Source organism: Nitrospirota bacterium (assembly GCA_030645475.1).
Lineage (GTDB): Bacteria > Nitrospirota > Nitrospiria > Nitrospirales > Nitrospiraceae > Palsa-1315.
Map to the genome: position 1 here is coordinate 38,727 of JAUSMA010000009.1, position 19,696 is coordinate 58,422.

A 19,696-nucleotide genomic window follows, 5' to 3' on the forward strand; every position below is an offset into this window, starting at 1 on the left:
CTGATGGGTTACGCGACAAACCGTTGTTTGAGCCGCTCCCATAGTCCGGTATGGAGTGCATTCCGCAGGGCCACGACGACCACGGTCGTGTTGTCGTCGCCCCCGGCTTCATTCGCCATGGTGATGAGGCGATCGGACAGAGTAGGGATGTCGTCTGAGCCGCTCAGGACTTGAAGTATTTCGCTCGGGCGGACCCCACGGGTGAGTCCGTCCGAACAGAGCAGCAGCACGTCCCCACTTTTCACCGGTACCTCCGTCAGTTCAACCTCGACGTGGCTGTCGACACCGAGGGCTCTTGTCACAATATTTCTACGGGGAGATCGTTCCGCCTCTTCCTCTGTCATGACTCCCTTGAGCATTTGTTCAGCGACCCAGGAATGGTCTGTGGTGAGGGCATGGATGGCCGCGTTTCGGATGAGATAGAGACGGCTGTCACCGACATGGGCGATGGCGAGCATCTCCTCTGAAAGTCGTGCTGCGACCACGGTGGTGCCCATGCCTTCATAGTCAGGTCTGCGCCATGATTCGCGATGGATGACCTCGTTGGCCGCTCGAATCGCGCTGGCGAGACGATTAGCCGATTCAGACATCGTGGGATCGCCAGGGCCGATCAGCGGAAGGTCTGGGTTGTTGGCTGCTTCGGCCAGATGTGCGTGAATCGCCTCGACGGCGAGTGCACTGGCAATTTCGCCGGCATTGCTGCCGCCCATGCCGTCGCAGACGACATAGAGTCCGAGCTCAGGGTCGACCACAAAACAGTCTTCGTTGTGGGGGCGCTTGAGGCCGGTATCGGACTTGGCGCTATGCACTCGTTCGAAGGACAGACGACACCTCCCTTAGGCTGCGAGACTCTGCAGGCAAGCACGGAGTTCGCGCGCGAATTCGTCCGCACGCCGATACCGGTGAGGCAACTCTTTCTGCAACGCCCGATCCACGATCTCCTGCACCATCGGGGGAAGATCCGGCCGCAAGGTGTGAATGGCAGGATGCGGATGATGGGCGATGCTGAACAGCAGTGCCGACAAATTATCGGCGGTGAACGGCGGCTGTCCCGTGAGAAGTTCGAACAACACGACGCCGAGCGAGAAAATGTCCGATCGGCCGTCCACTTTTTTCCCTGAGATTTGTTCCGGGGACATGTACGTCGGTGTGCCCATCACCATATTCGTCTGTGTTTTGCTGCTCGAGGCGATTTTTGCAATACCGAAATCCATGACTTTCACGATGCGATCTTTTGTGAGCATGATGTTGGCCGGCTTGATGTCGCGATGGACGACTCCTTGCTGATGGGCATAGTCCAGCGCGTCCGCGGCGGTGGCCACAATCAGAAGGACCTCGTTGAGCGGCATCAAGTTGGGTTGCCTTGCCCATTGTTTCAGTGGGGTTCCCTCGATGAGTTCCATTGCGATATACCCCAAGTCGTTTTCCTCTCCTGCGTCATAGATCGTCACGATGTTGGGGTGAGAAAGGCGCCCGGTGGATTCTGCTTCGCGAAAAAACCGCGCCTTGATGTCTTGTAGCTTGTCGTCGTTGTCGATCTGGTCGAGCCGCATGGTTTTGATAGCCACGAACCGTTGGATCGTGGGATCTTTCCCCAGGTAGACCAGTCCCATCGCTCCACGCCCCAGTTCTTTCAAGACTCTATAACGCCCGAGCATGCCAGGGGTGGAGGGGTTGGAGGTTATGATCGTTGACGTGGCGGAGTGACTCTTCGATTCCGACGAATCCTCTGCTGCCTCTTGTTCTTCTTCCTCGTCTTCGGCAAGCGCCTGTGCCCCTTGGCGTCTGGTCTGGAGAGGGGGATCGAAGGCTCTGCGTAACGAAGGATGGTTCATGAACCATGCCGTCGTGAGCCAGAGCCCGGAGCCGACAAGTCCGATGGCATAGCCCGAGGCGAATCGAGCTGAGCCGATCTGCTCAACGAGTGGCAGTCCGACCGTTCTCAAGGCTTTATTGGCGAAGAGGATGACGATCAGGGTCGTGAGCGGAAGGACGAGGCTGCGGAGAAAGCTTGAGCCCCGGCCATTGTCTGGGAGCTGCTGTGACGCCGCAAGGGCAAGGAGCCAGAGGATGGTCAGCGCGAGGAGGTCAGCACCCAATCGAATGACGTGAGGACCACTGAGTGCCAGGTACGGAACCGTGGCGGATTGGGCCACGGCCATGCTGCTCAGCAAGGGACCGGCCAGGAGCACGGCCAAGATGGCAAAGGTATAGGGAGCGATCCAAGTCCAGGATTTCGACATAGGAATTTGTGAGACTGCCTGTGAACGTCTCAAAGTGTAACGGATGGGATGGGAGAGTCAACGAATTGGGGTAAATGCGCGGTCGGTGAGCTCGATGCTCGTGAAGCGTATCTCGCAAGCCAGAAAGCATGATTGTCTGCGAACGACGAGATACGAGATACGAGATACGAGTTACGAGTGAGGAGCAGAGAGGGCAGCTTTTTTGAGTGGATCGAGCAACTTTTCGGATACTTTCAAGCCGCCCTTTCCGGTGCCGACCTCGATATCCGGTTTAGTGATGCCGTGGAAATCGCTTCCACCGGTGATCAGCAAGTCCAGCCGTTTGGCCAAGTCGTGGTATTCCCTCGTCTGTCGCTTCGTGTGGCTACTATAGTGGACTTCAATGCCGCCGAGGCCTTCGGCTTTCAAGGCGATCAGGAGTGCGTTCAGACTTTCTCCCGACACCTTGGCCCAGGTGGGGTGGGCCAGCACGGCGACGCCGCCGGCCGCTCTGATCCAGGCGATGGCATCCGCCGGCGACGGCAGCTCACGCGCCACATAGGCCGGGCGCCCCTCTGCCAGGTAGCGATCAAAGGCCTCTTTCGCCGACGTGACGTAGTGTTTGTCCATCAAGAGCCGCGCGATATGGGGGCGGCCGACCGCATCCGTGCCGGCCAGCGCTCGCACCTCTTCATAGGTCACATCCAGCCCCAAGGCACGCAGCCGTTCGATGATCTGCGGGTTGCGGCTATGCCGGCTCTCGCGCAAGAAGGCCAAGCGTCGATTCAGTTCAGGGTCTTGCCACTGGAGGCAGTAGCCCAGGATATGCAGCTCACTGTTGCCCACACGGGAACTGATTTCTACGCCGGGGATGATCTCAATGCCCAGCTCAGCCCCGGCAGCGATGGCCTCGGGTATGCCGGTCACAATGTCGTGGTCCGTAATGGCTAGCGCAGTCACGCCTGCCTTGTGGGCGAGCCGGAGCACCTCAGTTGGCGAGAGGCTGCCATCGGAATGGGTCGTATGGAGATGGAGATCGATGCGGCTCATGTCGACTCGTGCGGCAGGCTGCTGGGTCCTGTCTGTTGGGCGACGAGCTGCGCGGTATAGACCGCATCCGGTCCAGGGCCGCCGTCATGTTCGCCTTCGTCGTACGATAAGAGGCGGAGATTGGACGTGAGCCGGAGCAATTCGTTATGGGCCAGGCAAAATTCCCAGCGGCGCGGATGGCGATGGCGCAAATAGTTGTCGATGGTGAAGGTTTCGTAGATCAAGACCCCGCTGGGTTTCAGCGATTCGAGGAGCGCGGGAAACAACGCGCGATGGAGATAGAAGAAGACGAGGATGACGTCGTAGGTCTGTGCCGGAAACTCGGGACGTTCATCCGTCGTTCGCTCAAGGTCCACCGTTCGGACTGTAAGGTTCGTGAGGCCCCGCTGTTTGGCCGTGGCTGCGAGCTGGGCCATGGCCTGCTCATCGCGGTCCATCGCATCGACCTGAAAACCCTGTGAGGCGAGAAAGAGCGAGTGGCGTCCGGACCCGGCCGCGACGTCGAGCGCCTTACCCTTCGGTAAGCGGTGGAGTTGCTGTGCAAGAAACCGGGCCGGAGTGGGTCCCACATCCTGAATCCGATGAGCCTGGCGAGATCGTTCGAGTCGCACACCGACCGAACCGGTGACATGCTCCAGCGGAGGGGCCAGTTTTCTCACCCAGATCTTCGCCCGTTCGACGGGAAACTCGGCAAAGAGCATGGTGAGGAGCCGTTCCGAAAACGTTTCCAGCAGGGCGCAGTCCTGCGTCGCGGCGATTTCAACGATCCGATCAGCCACCTCCGCATAGTCGACCGCTTGGCGGATATCATCTGACGCCGCAGCCGACTCAGTCCGGCATTCCAGTTCCAGGTCCACAGCCAAGGGCTGAGGCCGTCGGCGCTCCTCCGGCGTCACGCCGCAGCGCCCCTGAAACTCCAATCGTTCGATAATGATTTTTCCTGCCATGGTCACACGACGGCAATCGTGCCTTCAATGCTGAACCCTGTTTTCGAGACCGTGACCGGTGAGGCGCCGGCTTCCTTCAGTTTCTCTCCCAGGCCGGATGAGGCGAGCGACTGCTGCAGGCCTTCGGCTGTTTGCCCGAGGAGAAAGTCGAGCCCGAGGACCGCGTAGTGGAGCGGGTGGCCATGCGGCCCATCGACTCGGAAGACCTGTGCGCGACTGGTACCTTCCTCGAAATCGGTGATGTGATGTTTGGGAAACTGCCCGCGCAGGTAGAGGCGAATCACATCAAATTTAGCCATATTGCTCACGAGAGTTCCTTCTGTCGTTCGCCGCACATCTTATTCAGTGCGCCATTCGTGGGATGCTGAAAACGATCCCCAACTTCGTTCTCGGATCGAAATAATCCTCAACGGGGACCCGGCCGCCTCACCACTCGGCGGCGCGCACAAACGTGGTGCTCCTTATTCGTCGCACCGTGCGCCCCAGTGGGTACGCCTCCGGTACTTTCGTCGGCTGCGGCCTTGCTGGACGGCCTTTTTGAGGATCCTTCCAGCGCGAGTTTCCCGTTCAACGCCCAGGATGAGGATCAGGTTGCGCATTATACGCTTGCGATCTCCTTAAAGTCAGGAGGGCAAACGAGATTCTGGAGCCCTAAAAGACCCTCGTTCGTTAAGCGTGAAGCGTATTTCGTTTCAGATCAGACTCATCGAAAGGACCAACGCCGAGAGGAGGAGCGCGCGGGGAAATGTTGGATTACAAGACCCGACCCCAATTTTTCTTGTTAGCTGTTTTGCGACTTCTTGCATGTGTGCAGAAGATCCAATAGATAATCGAGATCGTTGATATTCTCCGGTTCCAGGACGAAAAGCTGTCCATCATATGCAACGGAGTATCGGTTAATGACTTCGGATATAACCGCGATCACCTTTCCAAGATCATCCCATGTGGGAGCCTCTTTCGCCATGCGCTCTCGGTCGAAAAAATACTCCTTGTCGAAATGTGCATAAAATTTGTCCCGTAGAGTCGTGAAGCTTTGAAGGCAGCCAAGGCTTTGGATATATTTTCGGTCTCTGTTAATCGTTTCGAGAGTAATAGGATCCCGGTTGAGCATCCGATGGCCGTCTGGATAGTTTTTGCGATGCTTGAGCTGTTCTATTGCGAGGATATTCCTATTATGCTCGATAAACATGAGGAAATTGAAAATACCACGTTCCCCTCTCTCATCGAACAGTTTATCCGCCCAAAGGATAATAGCTGAACGCAAAGCGTCAGTCGCCACCTGGAAGAAAGCTGGCGCAATGTTCATCTCCTCAAGTCGATCAACTCTGCGCTCATAGAGCCTGCGAAACAGGTTGACGAAGCTTGCCAAGCAACTGGCTTCGTACACCAAGTAGCGGCGATATTCCTCGAATTTCTTTTCCGTCTCAGGGTTGGGTGGAGAAATAGACATCCGATCACTTGATTGATAGCGATGCGTTTGCAAGTCACACTAGAAGTAGAGTGGGGGGCATTGCGGCGGACTCACTGTTTGTCCGATGAAGTCTTAAGCCATAGATTTCATTCTTCCGGCCAGTCTGTTTCACCTGGAGGAAGGAGTTTCCCTGCGGCTGCTCGGCGCGCTCTCCATTTGCTTTTCATCTCGTTTAGGGCTTCTGCTGTGATTGTATCAACTGTCATTGGGCCCATGAGTTGAAGCCAGTCCTTAATAAGAGCCTCTCGATTCTCTGACTTAGATAGCTCGACGAGGGTTTGAGTCAAACTTGTGAACGCTGGCAGGTCATGGAGAAAGGCGAAGCTCACTATGTCACGTGCGAACTCAGGACTAGAAGGCCAGCGGAGGCTGACTCCCCCATCTTTTCCGAGGACCACTACACACGTCGGCTTGAGGAGTTGGGCGAGACCTCCTGACTCTTCGGGATCGTGGAGGTGAAACTCAATAAGCCCTGCGATTTTACCCGCGATCACATGGTCACTCGGAGGGGGGTTGATCTCTTCTTGTTTTGGGCTTTTACCTGTGAGCCATGACAGAAATCCCATCAGAATACTCCTAACCAGTAAGTCTGCTGCAGCTTACCCGTGCAGCATAGCAAGGCAGCCTCAGCAATCTGTTGCAGACAAGTCTACTGCAAAGTCCAATGCTTATCTACGGCGTGCCATTACAGAATGAGTCCTTCCAGGCCCGCTCGTTATCCCTTTCTCGGATGGGCGGCTTCCAGTGATCCTCCACTGCGCGCATGCAACGAGGGCCTTCTGAGGCCGCGCGTTGCGCGAGCACAGAGGATTGCTGGAGCCGCCCTTCCTCTTTCATTCCCATGTTTTCGAGTCTCTCTTCCACTTTCCCGCTCAGCAGGGTGGCCTGGAATGGTCCCTCACCGCGCGCATTGAACGAGCACTGTTTCATCGTGCGCGTTCAGCGAGCGAAAGGGACCATCCAGGCCGCCCTGCCCCTCTATTGACTGCCCTTTCCACCGGCCCCTATAATCCCCGCCAGGATTGAGTCGTAACGCGCTGATTTAGCTAAAAGATGGCAGAATTTACGCACTTCAACGAGTCAGGCCGGGCGCGGATGGTCGACGTCAGCGCCAAACACTCGACTGAGCGGGTCGCCACGGCTCAGGCTACCGTTTTCCTACTTCCAGAAACCCTTGAAAAGATTCAACGAGGCAAGATCGCCAAGGGCGATGTCCTATCCGTGGCGCAGGTTGCCGGCGTGATGGGGGCCAAGCGGACCCCTGACCTCATCCCCATGTGCCATCCATTGCTGATCACCAGCGTCGATATCTCCTTCAAAGAAGCATCCCAGCCGAACCAAGCAGGCCTCTGTGCCATCAGCATCTTCGCCACGGTGAAAACCACGGGGCAAACAGGGGTCGAGATGGAAGCGATGACGGCGGCCACAGTGGCGGCCTTGACCATCTATGATATGTGCAAGGCGGTCGATCGCGGGATGAGTTTCAGTGACGTGTGCCTGCTTTCCAAATCAGGGGGAAAGTCCGGCACGTATACGAGGCCAGGCTGAGCCATCATGGTCACGATTAAGCTATTCGGTATGACGAAGCTGCTAGCAGGGAACCAAGGCTCTCTCTCTCTGGCCTTGGCGGATGGACGACGAGTGAAAGATTTGGTTGAGCTTCTCGATGGCGGGTATCCGCAGATCGGGGAGTTGATTCATAAGAAGAAGGTCCTGGTGTCGGTCAATCAGGAGATTGCCCACGAGGAGACTGAAATCAAAGACGGCGACGAAATCGCATTGTTGCCGCCATTCGCAGGTGGGGCAGGCATGGAACCGATAGATGAGAACCAGCTCGTTCGGGTGCAGCGGGAGAACTTCTCCATCGATCGAGAGCTCGATCGGGTCAAGAGCCGATCGAAGCGGATCGGGGGGATCGCGACGTTTCTGGGGATTGCCCGGGATCGTTCCAAAGGGCGGGATGTCGATAGCATTACCTTCGAACATTACGAAGGGATGGCGGAGAAGAAGCTGCGCGAGATTCGCGAGCGGGGGCTGAAAGATTTCGACATCCTGGAGCTCCTGATCATTCACCGATATGGCGAGATCACGATCGGCGAAAATATCGTGTTGATCATTGCCGGTGCCGAGCATCGGGCCGAGGCGTTTCGTGCCTGCGAATGGGCGATCAGTGAATTGAAACAGATTACTCCGATCTGGAAGCTTGAACATACGCCGGAAGGCGAAGTCTGGGTTGAGGAACATCCGTAGCCGTGACGAGTGATGTGTGATCTGTGATGGGTGACGAATCGAATATGACGATGCCGACGCCTGACGATGCCTCTCATTTTGTCGCTGCCGATACGTACGGTCGGCCGCTCCGTAGTTTGCGGCTATCCGTCACGGATCGCTGTAACCTCCGCTGCAAGTATTGCATGCCGGAAGAGGACTATGTCTGGCTGCCGCGCGAGGATGTGCTGACCCACGAGGAAATGGCGACGCTGACGGGTTATTTTACCGACCTCGGCGTGGATCGCGTGCGGCTGACCGGGGGAGAGCCGCTGCTGCGGCGTGATTTGCCCCGGCTGATTCGTCTCTTAGTCCAGAACCGGCGGGTGATGGATATTGCGTTGACGACGAACGGCATTCTGCTGGCGGACCAGGCTGAAGCATTGTTTGACGCAGGGCTGCACCGCGTGACGGTCAGCCTCGATACGCTCAGGCCGGAACGGTTTCGTCAGCTGACCCGCCGCGATGAGTATGCGCGCGTCATGGAAGGGATTGAGTCCGTGGCGCGCGCGGGCTTCACCGGGCTGAAGCTCGATACGGTCGCGATTCGAGGTTTCAACGACGATGAGTTGGTCGCGCTGATCGAGTTCGGCAAGCGCGTGCAGGCGGAAGTGCGGTTCATCGAATATATGGACGTCGGCGGGGCGAATGAATGGTCGCAACAGAAAGTGTTGTCCCGCGCTGCGATGCTCGCGTTGCTGACGGCGCATTATGGGACGATCGAGCCGATGCCGGAGCGGGGGGCTGCGCCGGCGCAGCGGTTTCAGTTGCCGGATGGCGCAACCTTCGGGATCATCCCGTCGACGACCACGCCGTTTTGTGCGACCTGCGATCGCAGCCGGGTCACCGCCGACGGCATGTGGTACCGCTGTCTATACGCGACGGCGGGAACGGATTTGCGGAAGCCGCTCCGCGTTGGGGCGTCCGCAGATGAGATGCGAGCGGTGATTCGTGCCGGCTGGGAAGGCCGCCGCGACCGGGGCGCAGAGGACCGCAAGGCGCTGGAGCGGGATGGGTTGCGTGTCGGGGGGCTCATTGGTATTGAGAAGCTCCGCGAAGATCCCCATCTTGAAATGCATGCCCGCGGCGGTTGACGTCCCACCTGGCTGCCGACCTAAGCCACAAGAGCAGACCTTGTCGATGGTTCATGCTGGATACTGAATTCCTCACAATCTTAGGACTCGGGTTTGTACTGGGGCTTCGTCATGCCTTGGACTCAGACCATTTAGCGGCTGTCTCTACGGTGCTGGCGCAGCGGCCCTCGTTGCGCGCGTCCGGCATGATTGGATTCAGCTGGGGGCTAGGCCATACGGTGGTCTTGTTACTGGTCGGGGCAGTCGTGTTGGTGCTTCGCATGCCGATTCCTGAACCTGTCGCCGAAGCGGCCGAGTTCGGCGTCGGTGCGATGCTCGTGCTGCTCGGCGGCATGCTCGGGATGCGGTTGGTTCGGGAGCGCTGGCATGTGCATACACACGACCATGACGGTGCGCCGCATGTGCATTTGCATAGTCATGCATTGGTCGAGGATCACGGGCATGGACATTGGTGGCGCGACTCCGTTCGGCCATTCTGTATCGGCATGGCCCATGGTCTCGCCGGGTCGGCAGCATTGTTGCTGATCGTGCTGTCGTCCGCCCGGTCGGTGCCGGAAGGGCTCATCTATATTGCGGTATTCGGGGTTGGTTCGATCCTGGGTATGATGTTGGTCGGGATCGTCGTGAGCCTTCCTGTGTTGTGGTCGCTGAACCTCGGACGTCCCGTATTTCTCGCGGTGCAGGGGCTGGCGAGTCTTGGGAGTGTGGCCGTTGGACTCGCCCTGATGTTCCAGATCGCCTTCGGCGGTCAACGCTTCTGACTCCCGCGTCGTCACGGTCATCGATGGGAAATCTACGTGCGTCATATGGGCGGCTATGGTATTCTGCCGTCCTCTTCGTGCGTCGTTGGTATATTGTAAGTGAGACGAGCGAGACTGGCGGGAAAAGCGCGACTCGCAACGATGACACTTCCGACCTGTCCCGCTTTTCGCGCAAGTCTCGCGCGAATAACGAGTCCCGCTTGCGACTAAGAGGAGCGCGTTATGGCCTGGTTTAAAAAACAGAAAACGACTGAGGCTGAAGCCCCGAAACGATCCAAGCTTTCGGAGGGCATGTGGCTCAAGTGCAATCATTGCCGGGAGATCGTCTATCGTAAAGAGGTCGAACGGAACAATAAGGTCTGCCCGAAGTGTGATTACCATTTTCCCATCTCCGTCTTGGAGCGCATTGCACTCTTGGTCGACTTCGGCACGTTCAAGGAATGGGATGCGGAACTCGGTCCCCTGGACCCCCTGAGCTTTCACGACACGAAGTCGTACAAGGATCGGGTGAAGGCGCACCAGGAGAAGACCGGCCGCAAAGATGCCATGGTGATCGGCGAGGGGATGATGAACGGCCGCCGGGTGGTGCTCTGTGTATTCGACTTCAGTTTTATGGGCGGCAGCATGGGGTCGGTGGTCGGTGAAAAAATTTGCCGCGCGATCGATCGCGCGCTGGAGACCCGGTTGCCGGTGATCTTGGTCACTACCTCCGGAGGCGCCAGGATGCAAGAGGGGATTCTCTCCCTGATGCAGATGGCCAAGACCTCTGCCGCGGTTGCCAAACTGGGCGAGGCGAAACTGCCATTTATTTGTTTGTTAGCCGATCCCACGTTCGGAGGTGTCACCGCGAGCGTCGCCATGTTGGGCGATGTGATTCTCGCCGAACCGAAAGCGCTGATCGGCTTTGCCGGGCCCCGCGTCATCGAGCAGACTATCAAACAGCAGCTGCCGGATCAGTTTCAGCGCGCAGAGTTTCTGCTCGAGCATGGCATGATCGATATGATCGTGGAGCGCAAGCAACTGAAAGAAACCTTAAGTACGCTCGTGGCCCACTTTTAAGCCTGGTTGCCCTATGACGCATCCGGGCTAACCTCCCATCCTGCCTGATCACACCATGACCTATTTGTCTGCCGTGACTTTTCTCTATCGCCTGCAAAAGCATGGCATCAAATTGGGTCTCGATACAATGACGGCGCTGATGGGGCGACTCGGGATGCCGCAGACCACGTATCGCACACTGCATATCGCCGGGACGAACGGAAAGGGCTCCACCGCGGCTATGACTGCCGCGATATTGCAGGCGGCAGGGTATCGAGTGGGGCTCTATACCTCGCCCCATCTCGTGGAGTTTCGAGAGCGGATTCGTGTGAATGGCGAGATGATTGCGGAGTCGCAGGTGACACAATTGACCGAACAACTTCAGTCGGTCTGCCAACCGGACCTGTCGCCGACCTTCTTCGAATATACGACGGCGATGGCATTTCAGCACTTCGCCGACTCAGGAGTCGACGTGGCGGTGTTGGAAGTCGGGCTTGGCGGGCGCTTCGATGCCACCAATGTCGTGACACCCTTGGCTTGTGCGGTGACGACGATTGCCCTCGATCATCAGGAATATCTGGGGACGACCGTCTCGGCGATCGCGTTCGAGAAGGCCGGCATTATCAAACAGGGGGTGCCGGTGGTGCTGGGGCGGCTCGATGATGAGGCCAGGCGCACGATCGAGCAGGTGGCTATAGAACGGCAGGCCCCGGTCTTTCGCCTGCAAGAGGATTTTCGTACAGAGGGGGAGGGACCCGAGGACTTTTCCTATCGCGGCATGGGTCTGCACTATGACGGATTGGCCTGTGTCTTGGAGGGGCGGCATCAACTGGATAACGCGGCCTGTGCGTTGGCGCTCTTGGAAGCGGCAGCCCCTCAGGGGATCGCGGTCACGGCTGAAGCGGTGCGAGCTGGCTTGCGCGCGGTCGACTGGGCCGGGCGATTGGAAGTGGTCGATCACGATCCGACGATCCTGCTGGATGGCGCACATAATCCCGCTGCCGCCAGGGTCTTGGCTCACTACCTCACCCAGTCTGCCCGATCTCATCCGTCCCGCCCCGTCGTCCTGGTCCTTGCCATGATGCGAGATAAGGACCATCGAGGGTTTGTCGAGCCGCTCAAGGGCCTGGTGGATGAAGTCGTGTTGACACAGGCGGATCTTCCTCGTTCATTCACCGCGCAGGAACTCAGCGCTTCGCTCGACGGTGTGCTGCCGCATTCGCATGTCATGTCCTCGCTCGGTGATGCGATGGTCTTGGCCAGACAGCTGGCCACACCGGAGGGGCTGGTCTGCGTCACGGGCTCGCTCATGCTGGTGGGCGAGTGCAAGGCCTGGCTCCGTGGCTGTGGGCTGTCGCCGCTTCGGGGCTGATATGACAGGTATGGTGATGCGGTTATCCAGGTGTCTGGCCGGTTGGTTGTTGGTGGGGCTGTTGTTTCCGCTCGGCGGGCATGCCGTGGGGAACCAGGCTGCGTCTGTGCCGGCGGCGACATCGTCCGGTGCGCTCCCGCTCGATATCACTGCCGAACGCATCGATTATCTCCAAGAACAAGAGACGTACGAAGCCAATGGTTCGGTGGTGGTCAATCAGGGCGCCATGCGTCTCACGGCCGATCACATGACCATTCATGCCTTGCCTGGCGTGGTGATTGCCACGGGCCATGTCCGACTCGTCGATCCCAAAGCCGATCTCGCGACCGAACGGTTGGAACTCAACGTGAATACCGAGGCGGGGGTGATCACGCATGGACGGGTCTATCTGAAAGCCTCGAATACCTCGGTCGAGGGTCGACTCATGCAGCGGTTTTCAGAGGACCATTATCGGGTGAAAGAGGGCCGGTTTACGAACTGCGATGCGCAGGAAGGGGAGACGCCGGCCTGGCGGTTTGAGTTTAAAGATCTCGATCTGAATGCCGGCGATCACGTGGGATTTGCCGGCGGGTGGCTCTGTGTGAACGATGTCCCGGTGATTCCGATTCCCACGATGACCTATCCGCTCTCCAGTCGACGGAGCGGGTTTCTCATTCCGAATGTCGGGTACGACAATCGATTTGGGACGCACCTCCAGGAAAGTTTTTATTGGGCCATCAATCCTAGCCAGGATCTGACGATCTCTCCTTCGTATTACAGCAGTCTCGGCTACGGAAGCGATTTCGAGTATCGTTATGCCCTGGACCAGAAATCGAAGGGGCAATGGTTCGTCAGTTTTCTGCAGCAGACGAAATTGCCGAATGTGTCAGGCGTCACCGACACCGGGAGCAGCGCGTCCCAGTCCCGCGCGCTCATCGCCGGGACCCATACCCAGCAGTTCACGCCGGATTTGTTGTTGCGCGCCCAGATAAGCTTTGTGACCGATCCAAACTATCTGCAGCAGCTCAGTAACTCAGGCGCCCAGCGGGCGCTCCCAAGCAGTGAAAATAATATCTTAGCCACACAGCGGCTGCCCTATGGGAACCTCTACTTCCTCGGTCAATACCTGCAGCCTCTCCAGGCGGGAGGTAAGGATACGTTCCAGCGGTTGCCGGAAACCGGCTATAGCCTTCCCAACCTGTCGCTCTTCAACTCGCCGCTGCTCCTTGGGTTGGACAGCAATTATGTGAACTTTTATCGCGAACAGGGCTTTACGCTCAATCGGGTGGATGTGATGCCTGGTCTCACCACCGATGTCATCGACCTGGGGCACATTATCGGTCTGACGCCGCAAGCGAAGGTCCGGGAGGTCTATTACACCCGAGGCGTCGAATCGAGCAATAGTCAGCATCGGGAGACGTTGTGGGCGAGCCTTGACGCGACCTCGAAGCTCAGCCGACGATTCGGTGTCGGAGACGGTGGCTCGTTCTTGCATACGCTCGAGCCGAGCGTGGTCTATGAGTATGTGCCTCCCACGGATCAGTCGAAGATTACGCAGATTGATCAGGTGGACGATCTGCCGAAGAAGAATTTGCTGACCTATGCCATCCGCAGCCGGTTGCTGGAGCAAGAGGGCGGCAGCAGTTTCAACTGGCTGGATTTTACGATGGCGCAGAGTTATCACGTGGGTGCGACGCAAACGAGAGCGCGCGATTTTACTCCGGGGGCTTCTCCGCAGCTCGGGTCGATTACGCAACCGCTGCAGCCGGCAACGGTGGCCATTGACGGCAAGAAACTGTCCGACCTCTGGATGCGCGCCGTGATCGGCAATACGACGCCTCAGTTCACGCCGGCTCAGCTGGCTGGCACGGCGTTCGGTCGTGGCGCCGGGGTTGTCCCCGGTCAGCAGCCGGCCATCAATCAGTATCTCACCATCGATGCCTTTTTCGATCCCTACCGATCCACGATGAGTCAATTCAATACTGACCTTCGGGTGCAACAGTCGAACTACTGGTACCTGGAAGTCGGACAACGATTTTCTCGCGATGGGAACCGCGTCCGCCGCGGCGATGTCTGGAACCCCGTTTCGTTCAATGAGGTCTATGCGCCGACCGAAGAAATTCAGTTTGTCACGGCAGGCGGAGGGTTTCGGACACCCTGGGGCTGGACCATCGGCGCCAAGGGTTATTACGATGTGAAGAACGGCAAGAGCCCGGAGTACGATGTCGTGGCCCTCTATCAGAATCCCTGCAAGTGTTGGTCTCTAGGCCTGTACTATTTACAGTTCCCAGACCGGGCTCAGTACAATTTCATGCTGAGCCTGACTGGTATTGGTTGGACGGAAAACTTCGGTACGGCGGTGCTCCGAAGTATACTCAGTCCTCTGCTGATCGGAGAGAAAGGTCTGCCCTGGGCTGCACCGGGCGGGCCATATGGAAGGGCACAGTCGGTTCTGCCCCAGACAGGGATGGGAGGGATAGCCCGGTGAGTCGATCATGTCGTGGAGCGGCGCGGGTCACGTCGCGCATCGGCTCGATGGATTTGACTCCCCGAAGAGGGCTGGTATACGATGCCCCATCGATTTGAAATTTATTCCCGTACTCAGCGAAGGAGGAATACGACGTGGCTGGTGATGCACTGAAAGTTGAAGATGGAACGTGGGACGCCGATGTCATGAAGTCCGCTGAACTGGTGATGGTCGACTTCTGGGCGGTCTGGTGTGGCCCCTGCCAAATGGTCGCTCCGATCATCGAGGAGTTGGCCAAAGAATATGCCGGAAAAATGAAGGTGCGGAAGCTCAATACCGATGAGAATCCGGAAGTGGCAGGCCGCTATCAGGTCATGAGTATCCCGACGATTCTGTTTTTCAAGAATGGCCAAGTCGTGGAAAAACTCGTTGGCGCACGACCCAAGCGGCAGTTCAAGGAAATGATCGATTCCCTGCTGGCGCAACCAGCCGGCTCAGCCTAGGAATGTAGTCACCTGCCGCAATGCTCTCCGAGTTGCGCATCGTCAATTTCGCGCTCATTGAGCAGCTCAGTCTCCAATTCCAGTCAGGCTTTATTGTTCTGACCGGGGAGACCGGGGCTGGCAAATCTCTCCTCATCGATGCGATTGCGTTGCTAGTCGGTGGACGGGCCTCCACCGACCAGATTCGTACTGGCGAAGACGAGGCTCAGCTCGAAGCATCGTTCCATCTCCCAGATACCCATCCACTCCTCCAACGATTGCGGTCACTAGACCTCATCGGTCAGCACGAGTCCGAACTGATTCTTCGGCGTGTCCTCTCTCGATCCGGTCGCCATCGTGTGTACCTCAACGGCAGCCTCTGTCCGCTCCGTGTACTCGAAGAACTCGGGGGCACACTCGTCGATATTCATGGTCAGCATGAGCAGCAATCGCTGCTAGCCCCGGCCAAACAACTCGATGCCCTCGATGCGTTCGGACGCCTCCATGAGTTGCGTGGACGGTACGAGCAGACTTATCAGGGATGGAAGGGTCTTCGCACGCAGTTGGATGCCTTGCAGCATGAAGGTGTCGATCGTACACGACTTGAAGACATGTTGCGGTTTCAATCGCAGGAGATCGAGCAAGCCGGCTTGCTGCCCGACGAAGAAGAACGGGTTCGTCATGAGCGGCAGCGACTGGTCCATGCACATCGGCTGAGGGAATTGGCCCATGAGGCCTATGTGGAATTGCAGGAGGATGAGCAGGCGGTTCTCACCAGGCTTGGACGGATCGAACGGACCCTTGTAGCGCTGGCTCAGACCGACACAGCGATGGGTGATTGTGAGCAGGCTGCCAAGGATTCCGCGATTCAGCTCAAGGATCTTGCAGGACGATTGCGGGATTATGCGGAACAACTCGAGGCCGATCCTGACCGATTGGCTGTCGTGGAGGACCGACTCGATCTTATCCAACAACTGAAGAAAAAATATGGAGGGTCGGTCGAGGCAGTACTTGCGACGGGAAGACGGGTGCAGGAGGAGCTGCAGCTCTTGGACAATCGTGAAGCGCGCACTGCTCAATTGACGGTGCGGTTGGACGAAGAAGCCTGCCGTCTCCGCATGTTGGCGCAGCAACTGTCGAAGAAGCGAATGGACGCAGCCAAGCGAATGACGTTGCTCGTGGGGGCAGAGCTGGTCGCGTTGAAAATGGAACAGGCCATCTTTCAAGTCACGGTCTTGAGTGATGAGTCGGATGAGGGGCTTGGACCGTCTGGGCGTGACCGAGCAGAGTTCCTGCTCTCAAGCAATCCTGGTGAACCGGCGAGGCCGTTGGGACGAGTGGCCTCCGGCGGGGAACTGTCGAGGATTATGTTGGCGCTCAAAACAGTATTGGCCGAGATGGACCAGGTGCCGGTGTTGGTATTCGATGAAATCGATACGGGGGTGGGCGGGGCGGTTGCTGCCGCTATGGGAACGAGATTGCGCAAGCTCGGGTCGTTCCATCAAGTATTTTGTATCACCCATCTTCCTCAGGTTGCTGCCCAAGCGGAGCATCATCTGCTGGTGGAAAAGGGACTGGAGAGTCAGCGTACATCCACATCGGTGCGAGCGCTCAAGGGGATAGGGCGAGAAGAAGAAATCGCCAGAATGTTGGGCGGACTGACCATTACGAAAAAAGTGCGTGAAACGGCAGCGGAGCTCATTGCGGGGACGAAGGGAAAACGGTCTGAGTGAGTAGGCGAGGCGTCAGATCAGTCGGCAGGGGTTGTGGCCGTTGCCATTGCAGGAAGGCATGCTTTGCATTCCTGGATCACATGCGTAAAGAGTTCTGTCAATTTTGGTTCGAAGTGAGTGCCTGCATGCGCCAGCATGTGTTGGCAGGCGTCATCAATTGAGAGAGGCGTTCGGCCTGGAAGCTCCGCGGTCAGATGGTCGAATGCTTGGGCCAGACACACGATACGGGCCAGTTGAGGAATGCCTTCTTCTTGCAGTCCATAGGGATACCCTGAGCCATCCCAGCGTTCATGGTGATAGGCAATGATCTGTCCCACCTCAGCCGGCAGTCCCAATGGCAACACAAGTTTTCCGCCAAGTTCCGGGTGGAGCCGATTGCCGACAGATTCCCCATCCATCGCGATTTCATCCTCGGCGAAGTGATAGGTCTCAGGCCCGACCTTCCCGATGTCGTGGAGGAATGCGCCCAATGCTAGAGACTTTTGCTCAGCGGTCGTTAAGTTTATGCGGTTGGCCAAGAGGGTCGCGTAGAAGCTAACTCGGCTGCAGTGGTTGAGGAGCTGCCGATCTTTGGCTTCGAGCAGGTCTGAGAGCAGAGGGAGGAGCTGGCTCGGGGTGGATTCGCAGCGAGATGCCGGTTCTTGCGTCGATTTTCCGATCGCCTGGTATCCCGTGAACAATTGTTGCCACGCCTGGGCGCCTTCGGATTCCGATCCCCAGAGTCCGGTCGATGTCCTGAGGAAATGTCTGAGGAAGTCGAGCCGTTGCTTCTTCTCGACGGTCTGGTTGACCAGTGAAAGCAATTCAGTGACGTTGAAAGGTTTGAGCAGGTAGCCGGCCGCGCCATGGCGTATGCCCTCCATGGCGGACTTTAAGCTCCCGTACCCGGTCACCATGATGACCTCAACCTCGGCATGGTCATGCTTGATTTCTTGAAGGAGGTCTAAGCCCTGGCGGTCCGGAAGCTTCTGGTCGAGTGTAATGATGTCGACAGGCTGGGAGTTGAGTATGTCAATTGCTGCACTGGCTGATTCTGCGGCGAGGAGCGTAAAGAATGGTCTGAGAATCGCTGTCAGGGCGTCACGAGGTCCTGCCTCATCATCGATCACGAGAAGGGTCGGCGGATTCTTCGCCGGCTCAGGAATCACAGGTAAGGTCATGAATGTCCTCTCCCGCTAACCAGGCACCTTTGAAAGCATCTGATGCTATTTAAAGCAATTCCTGTTCCATTTCAGCATGTTAGCACTTGTGCCTCAATGGAGTGTGGGTGGCCTAGGCTGGGCACCCATATGTAGTTTTCTTGAGCGAAACACTACGTAACTCAGTGAGAAAACTTGAAGCTAAATCGTGCAAAAATGACGCAGTGGGCCAAATTACTGTGCTATTCCTGCACTATGGCCTGCGGTTCGGCATTGACTTCCTGATCTGGCCGGCCAATTCCCAAGGTGTCCATGCGGTATTTCAGCATCCGGCGGCTGATTCCGAGCAGGTTGGCGGCATGAGTTTGGATATAACCTGTTCGTTTCAGGGCGTCTAAGATAATTTCGCGCTCGAATTCCATCACGGCTTTTTCGAGTGATAGTCGCCCGGCGAGGGTGTCATCGCGGAGTGAGGTGGAGCGAGTGTCATTCTTCAGGATAGTCGGGAGATGTTCGGGGGTGATGGTGTCCGACCCCTTGGACCAAATGAATGCCTGCTCGATGATGTTCTCCATTTCCCGCACATTGCCAGGCCAGGGATAGCGGGAGAGAAGATCGACGGCATCTTTTGAAAATTCTTGCGGCGGCCTGTTTTCTTCCTCGATACGCTTTGCCAGAAAATGTTTGGCGAGGAGGGGGACGTCTTCACCGCGTTCCCGGAGCGGGGGCAAATACAGCGCAATGACGTTGATGCGGTAGTAGAGGTCTTCGCGGAATTGTCCTTTGCGAACGAGTTCCTCGAGATTCTTGTTCGTCGCGGTGACGATGCGCACATCCACCTTGATAGATTGCACCCCGCCGACTCTGGTGAACTCTCGTTCTTGCAAGACCCGCAGCAGCTTGGCTTGTGTCATGGCGCTGAGGTCGCCGATTTCGTCGAGGAAAAGCGTACCGGTATTCGCGAGTTCAAATTGTCCGACTCGACGAGCCGTGGCATCCGTGAACGAGCCTTTCTCATGGCCGAATAACTCACTCTCGATGAGCGTTTCAGGAAGGGCGGCACAATTGAGTGCGATGAAGGGCCGTTCGCGCCTGCTGCTATTGTAATGGAGGGCCTTGGCGACCAGCTCCTTTCCCGTTCCGCTCTCTCCGGAGATAAACACGGTGGTGCGGCTGTCGGCGACTTGTTCGATCTTGGTGTAGATGTCTTGCATCGACGGGCTTTTGCCGATCAGATTGTGAAAGGCATAACGTCGAACGACTTGGGCGCGGAGCTGTTTGACCTCCCGCTGGAGTTCCTGATCCTTGAGTGCGCGGTCGACAATGATGCGGAGTTCTTCCACATCGAAAGGCTTCGAGAGATAATCGGCCGCGCCGAACTTCATGGCGTCGACGGCGGTTTTGACAGCTTTTGTTCCTGTCAGCATGATGACCGGCGCCGTCCGGTCCTCGGCGCGTATGGTTTGGAGTACCGACAGCCCGTCCGTGCCAGGCAGGATGACGTCGAGGAGTACCAGATGGGGAGCTTCCTTGCGAAATAGCTCGAGGCCCTCTTGGGCGTCTGCGGCTTGGATCGTTTCGTAGGCTGGTTCGAGCACCGCTTTCAATGAGGCCCGAACCCGGGCCTCATCATCGATCAACAGGATTCGCTTTTTCATGCTGGTGTCCATAGG

Annotated in this window: 18 protein-coding genes and 1 pseudogene; 10 read left to right on the forward strand and 9 right to left on the reverse strand. The window is 57.5% G+C overall.

Features of this window, described 5'->3' with window-relative positions; all coding sequences use genetic code 11:
- Positions 1-8: 8 nt before the first annotated feature.
- The 7 genes from Q7U76_01255 to Q7U76_01285 form a co-directional block, all read right to left on the reverse strand.
- Positions 9-809: a Stp1/IreP family PP2C-type Ser/Thr phosphatase gene (locus Q7U76_01255; GenBank protein MDO8355003.1), complete on the reverse strand. Its 801-nt coding sequence runs from the start codon at positions 807-809 to the stop codon at positions 9-11.
- Positions 810-836: 27 nt separating this feature from the next.
- Positions 837-2,243 (reverse strand): serine/threonine-protein kinase, encoded by a 1,407-nt coding sequence (locus tag Q7U76_01260; protein MDO8355004.1) that lies wholly within the window; start codon positions 2,241-2,243, stop codon positions 837-839.
- Between the two features lie 171 nt (positions 2,244-2,414).
- Complete coding sequence (locus Q7U76_01265) at positions 2,415-3,272, reverse strand: PHP domain-containing protein (protein ID MDO8355005.1); 858 nt, start codon at positions 3,270-3,272, stop codon at positions 2,415-2,417.
- Positions 3,269-4,219, reverse strand: coding sequence for a dihydroneopterin aldolase (gene folB, locus Q7U76_01270; GenBank protein MDO8355006.1), 951 nt, complete (start codon positions 4,217-4,219; stop codon positions 3,269-3,271). The genes Q7U76_01265 and folB overlap by 4 nt, the downstream gene beginning before the upstream one ends.
- A gap of 2 nt (positions 4,220-4,221) precedes the next feature.
- Complete coding sequence (locus Q7U76_01275) at positions 4,222-4,518, reverse strand: hypothetical protein (protein MDO8355007.1); 297 nt, start codon at positions 4,516-4,518, stop codon at positions 4,222-4,224.
- 482 nt (positions 4,519-5,000) lie between these two features.
- The gene (locus tag Q7U76_01280; protein MDO8355008.1) at positions 5,001-5,669 is read right to left on the reverse strand and encodes a hypothetical protein; all 669 of its coding nucleotides are present in this window, start codon (positions 5,667-5,669) and stop codon (positions 5,001-5,003) included.
- Between the two features lie 107 nt (positions 5,670-5,776).
- The gene (locus Q7U76_01285) at positions 5,777-6,256 is read right to left on the reverse strand and encodes a hypothetical protein (GenBank protein MDO8355009.1); all 480 of its coding nucleotides are present in this window, start codon (positions 6,254-6,256) and stop codon (positions 5,777-5,779) included.
- A 487-nt stretch (positions 6,257-6,743) separates the two neighbouring features.
- Between Q7U76_01285 and moaC the strand changes: the two genes are divergently transcribed.
- From moaC to recN, 10 genes and pseudogenes are all read left to right on the forward strand, one after another.
- A complete protein-coding gene (moaC, locus tag Q7U76_01290; protein ID MDO8355010.1) occupies positions 6,744-7,238 on the forward strand; it encodes a cyclic pyranopterin monophosphate synthase MoaC in 495 nt (164 codons plus the stop codon).
- Between the two features lie 6 nt (positions 7,239-7,244).
- A pseudogene (locus Q7U76_01295) lies at positions 7,245-7,481 on the forward strand (MoaD/ThiS family protein).
- 18 nt (positions 7,482-7,499) lie between these two features.
- Positions 7,500-7,940 carry a molybdenum cofactor biosynthesis protein MoaE gene (locus tag Q7U76_01300; protein ID MDO8355011.1) on the forward strand — a complete coding sequence of 147 codons (441 nt, stop codon included), beginning with the start codon at positions 7,500-7,502 and terminating at the stop codon, positions 7,938-7,940.
- 26 nt (positions 7,941-7,966) lie between these two features.
- A complete protein-coding gene (gene moaA, locus Q7U76_01305; GenBank protein MDO8355012.1) occupies positions 7,967-9,052 on the forward strand; it encodes a GTP 3',8-cyclase MoaA in 1,086 nt (361 codons plus the stop codon).
- A gap of 53 nt (positions 9,053-9,105) precedes the next feature.
- A complete protein-coding gene (locus Q7U76_01310; GenBank protein MDO8355013.1) occupies positions 9,106-9,813 on the forward strand; it encodes an urease accessory protein in 708 nt (235 codons plus the stop codon).
- A gap of 222 nt (positions 9,814-10,035) precedes the next feature.
- Positions 10,036-10,872 carry an acetyl-CoA carboxylase, carboxyltransferase subunit beta gene (gene accD / locus Q7U76_01315; protein ID MDO8355014.1) on the forward strand — a complete coding sequence of 279 codons (837 nt, stop codon included), beginning with the start codon at positions 10,036-10,038 and terminating at the stop codon, positions 10,870-10,872.
- Positions 10,873-10,927: 55 nt separating this feature from the next.
- Entirely contained in the window at positions 10,928-12,223 is a 1,296-nt protein-coding gene (locus Q7U76_01320) for a folylpolyglutamate synthase/dihydrofolate synthase family protein (GenBank protein MDO8355015.1), read from the forward strand.
- Between the two features lie 16 nt (positions 12,224-12,239).
- Positions 12,240-14,690, forward strand: a complete 2,451-nt coding sequence (gene lptD / locus Q7U76_01325; protein ID MDO8355016.1) for an LPS assembly protein LptD — start codon at positions 12,240-12,242, stop codon at positions 14,688-14,690.
- 134 nt (positions 14,691-14,824) lie between these two features.
- Positions 14,825-15,172 carry a thioredoxin gene (gene trxA / locus Q7U76_01330; GenBank protein ID MDO8355017.1) on the forward strand — a complete coding sequence of 116 codons (348 nt, stop codon included), beginning with the start codon at positions 14,825-14,827 and terminating at the stop codon, positions 15,170-15,172.
- Between the two features lie 32 nt (positions 15,173-15,204).
- Complete coding sequence (gene recN / locus Q7U76_01335; GenBank protein ID MDO8355018.1) at positions 15,205-16,884, forward strand: DNA repair protein RecN; 1,680 nt, start codon at positions 15,205-15,207, stop codon at positions 16,882-16,884.
- Positions 16,885-16,901: 17 nt separating this feature from the next.
- Here recN and Q7U76_01340 read toward each other — a convergent pair whose 3' ends face one another.
- On the reverse strand, positions 16,902-18,044 hold the full coding sequence (locus tag Q7U76_01340) for a response regulator (protein ID MDO8355019.1): 1,143 nt from the start codon (positions 18,042-18,044) through the stop codon (positions 16,902-16,904).
- A 221-nt stretch (positions 18,045-18,265) separates the two neighbouring features.
- Positions 18,266-19,681 carry a sigma-54 dependent transcriptional regulator gene (locus Q7U76_01345; protein ID MDO8355020.1) on the reverse strand — a complete coding sequence of 472 codons (1,416 nt, stop codon included), beginning with the start codon at positions 19,679-19,681 and terminating at the stop codon, positions 18,266-18,268.
- Between the last annotated feature and the right edge of the window lie 15 nt (positions 19,682-19,696).

Bases quoted from the DNA above. Each gene is read 5' to 3' on its own strand.
- Q7U76_01260 (MDO8355004.1), bottom strand. From the start codon at position 2,243: ATGTCGAAATCCTGGACTTGGATCGCTCCCTATACCTTTGCCATCTTG.
- Q7U76_01265 (MDO8355005.1), bottom strand. From the start codon at position 3,272: ATGAGCCGCATCGATCTCCATCTCCATACGACCCATTCCGATGGCAGC.
- folB (MDO8355006.1), bottom strand. From the start codon at position 4,219: ATGGCAGGAAAAATCATTATCGAACGATTGGAGTTTCAGGGGCGCTGC.
- Q7U76_01275 (MDO8355007.1), bottom strand. From the start codon at position 4,518: ATGGCTAAATTTGATGTGATTCGCCTCTACCTGCGCGGGCAGTTTCCC.
- Q7U76_01280 (MDO8355008.1), bottom strand. From the start codon at position 5,669: ATGTCTATTTCTCCACCCAACCCTGAGACGGAAAAGAAATTCGAGGAA.
- Q7U76_01285 (MDO8355009.1), bottom strand. From the start codon at position 6,256: ATGGGATTTCTGTCATGGCTCACAGGTAAAAGCCCAAAACAAGAAGAG.
- moaC (MDO8355010.1), top strand. From the start codon at position 6,744: ATGGCAGAATTTACGCACTTCAACGAGTCAGGCCGGGCGCGGATGGTC.
- Q7U76_01300 (MDO8355011.1), top strand. From the start codon at position 7,500: ATGGAACCGATAGATGAGAACCAGCTCGTTCGGGTGCAGCGGGAGAAC.
- moaA (MDO8355012.1), top strand. From the start codon at position 7,967: ATGGGTGACGAATCGAATATGACGATGCCGACGCCTGACGATGCCTCT.
- Q7U76_01310 (MDO8355013.1), top strand. From the start codon at position 9,106: ATGCTGGATACTGAATTCCTCACAATCTTAGGACTCGGGTTTGTACTG.
- accD (MDO8355014.1), top strand. From the start codon at position 10,036: ATGGCCTGGTTTAAAAAACAGAAAACGACTGAGGCTGAAGCCCCGAAA.
- Q7U76_01320 (MDO8355015.1), top strand. From the start codon at position 10,928: ATGACCTATTTGTCTGCCGTGACTTTTCTCTATCGCCTGCAAAAGCAT.
- lptD (MDO8355016.1), top strand. From the start codon at position 12,240: ATGCGGTTATCCAGGTGTCTGGCCGGTTGGTTGTTGGTGGGGCTGTTG.
- Q7U76_01340 (MDO8355019.1), bottom strand. From the start codon at position 18,044: ATGACCTTACCTGTGATTCCTGAGCCGGCGAAGAATCCGCCGACCCTT.
- Q7U76_01345 (MDO8355020.1), bottom strand. From the start codon at position 19,681: ATGAAAAAGCGAATCCTGTTGATCGATGATGAGGCCCGGGTTCGGGCC.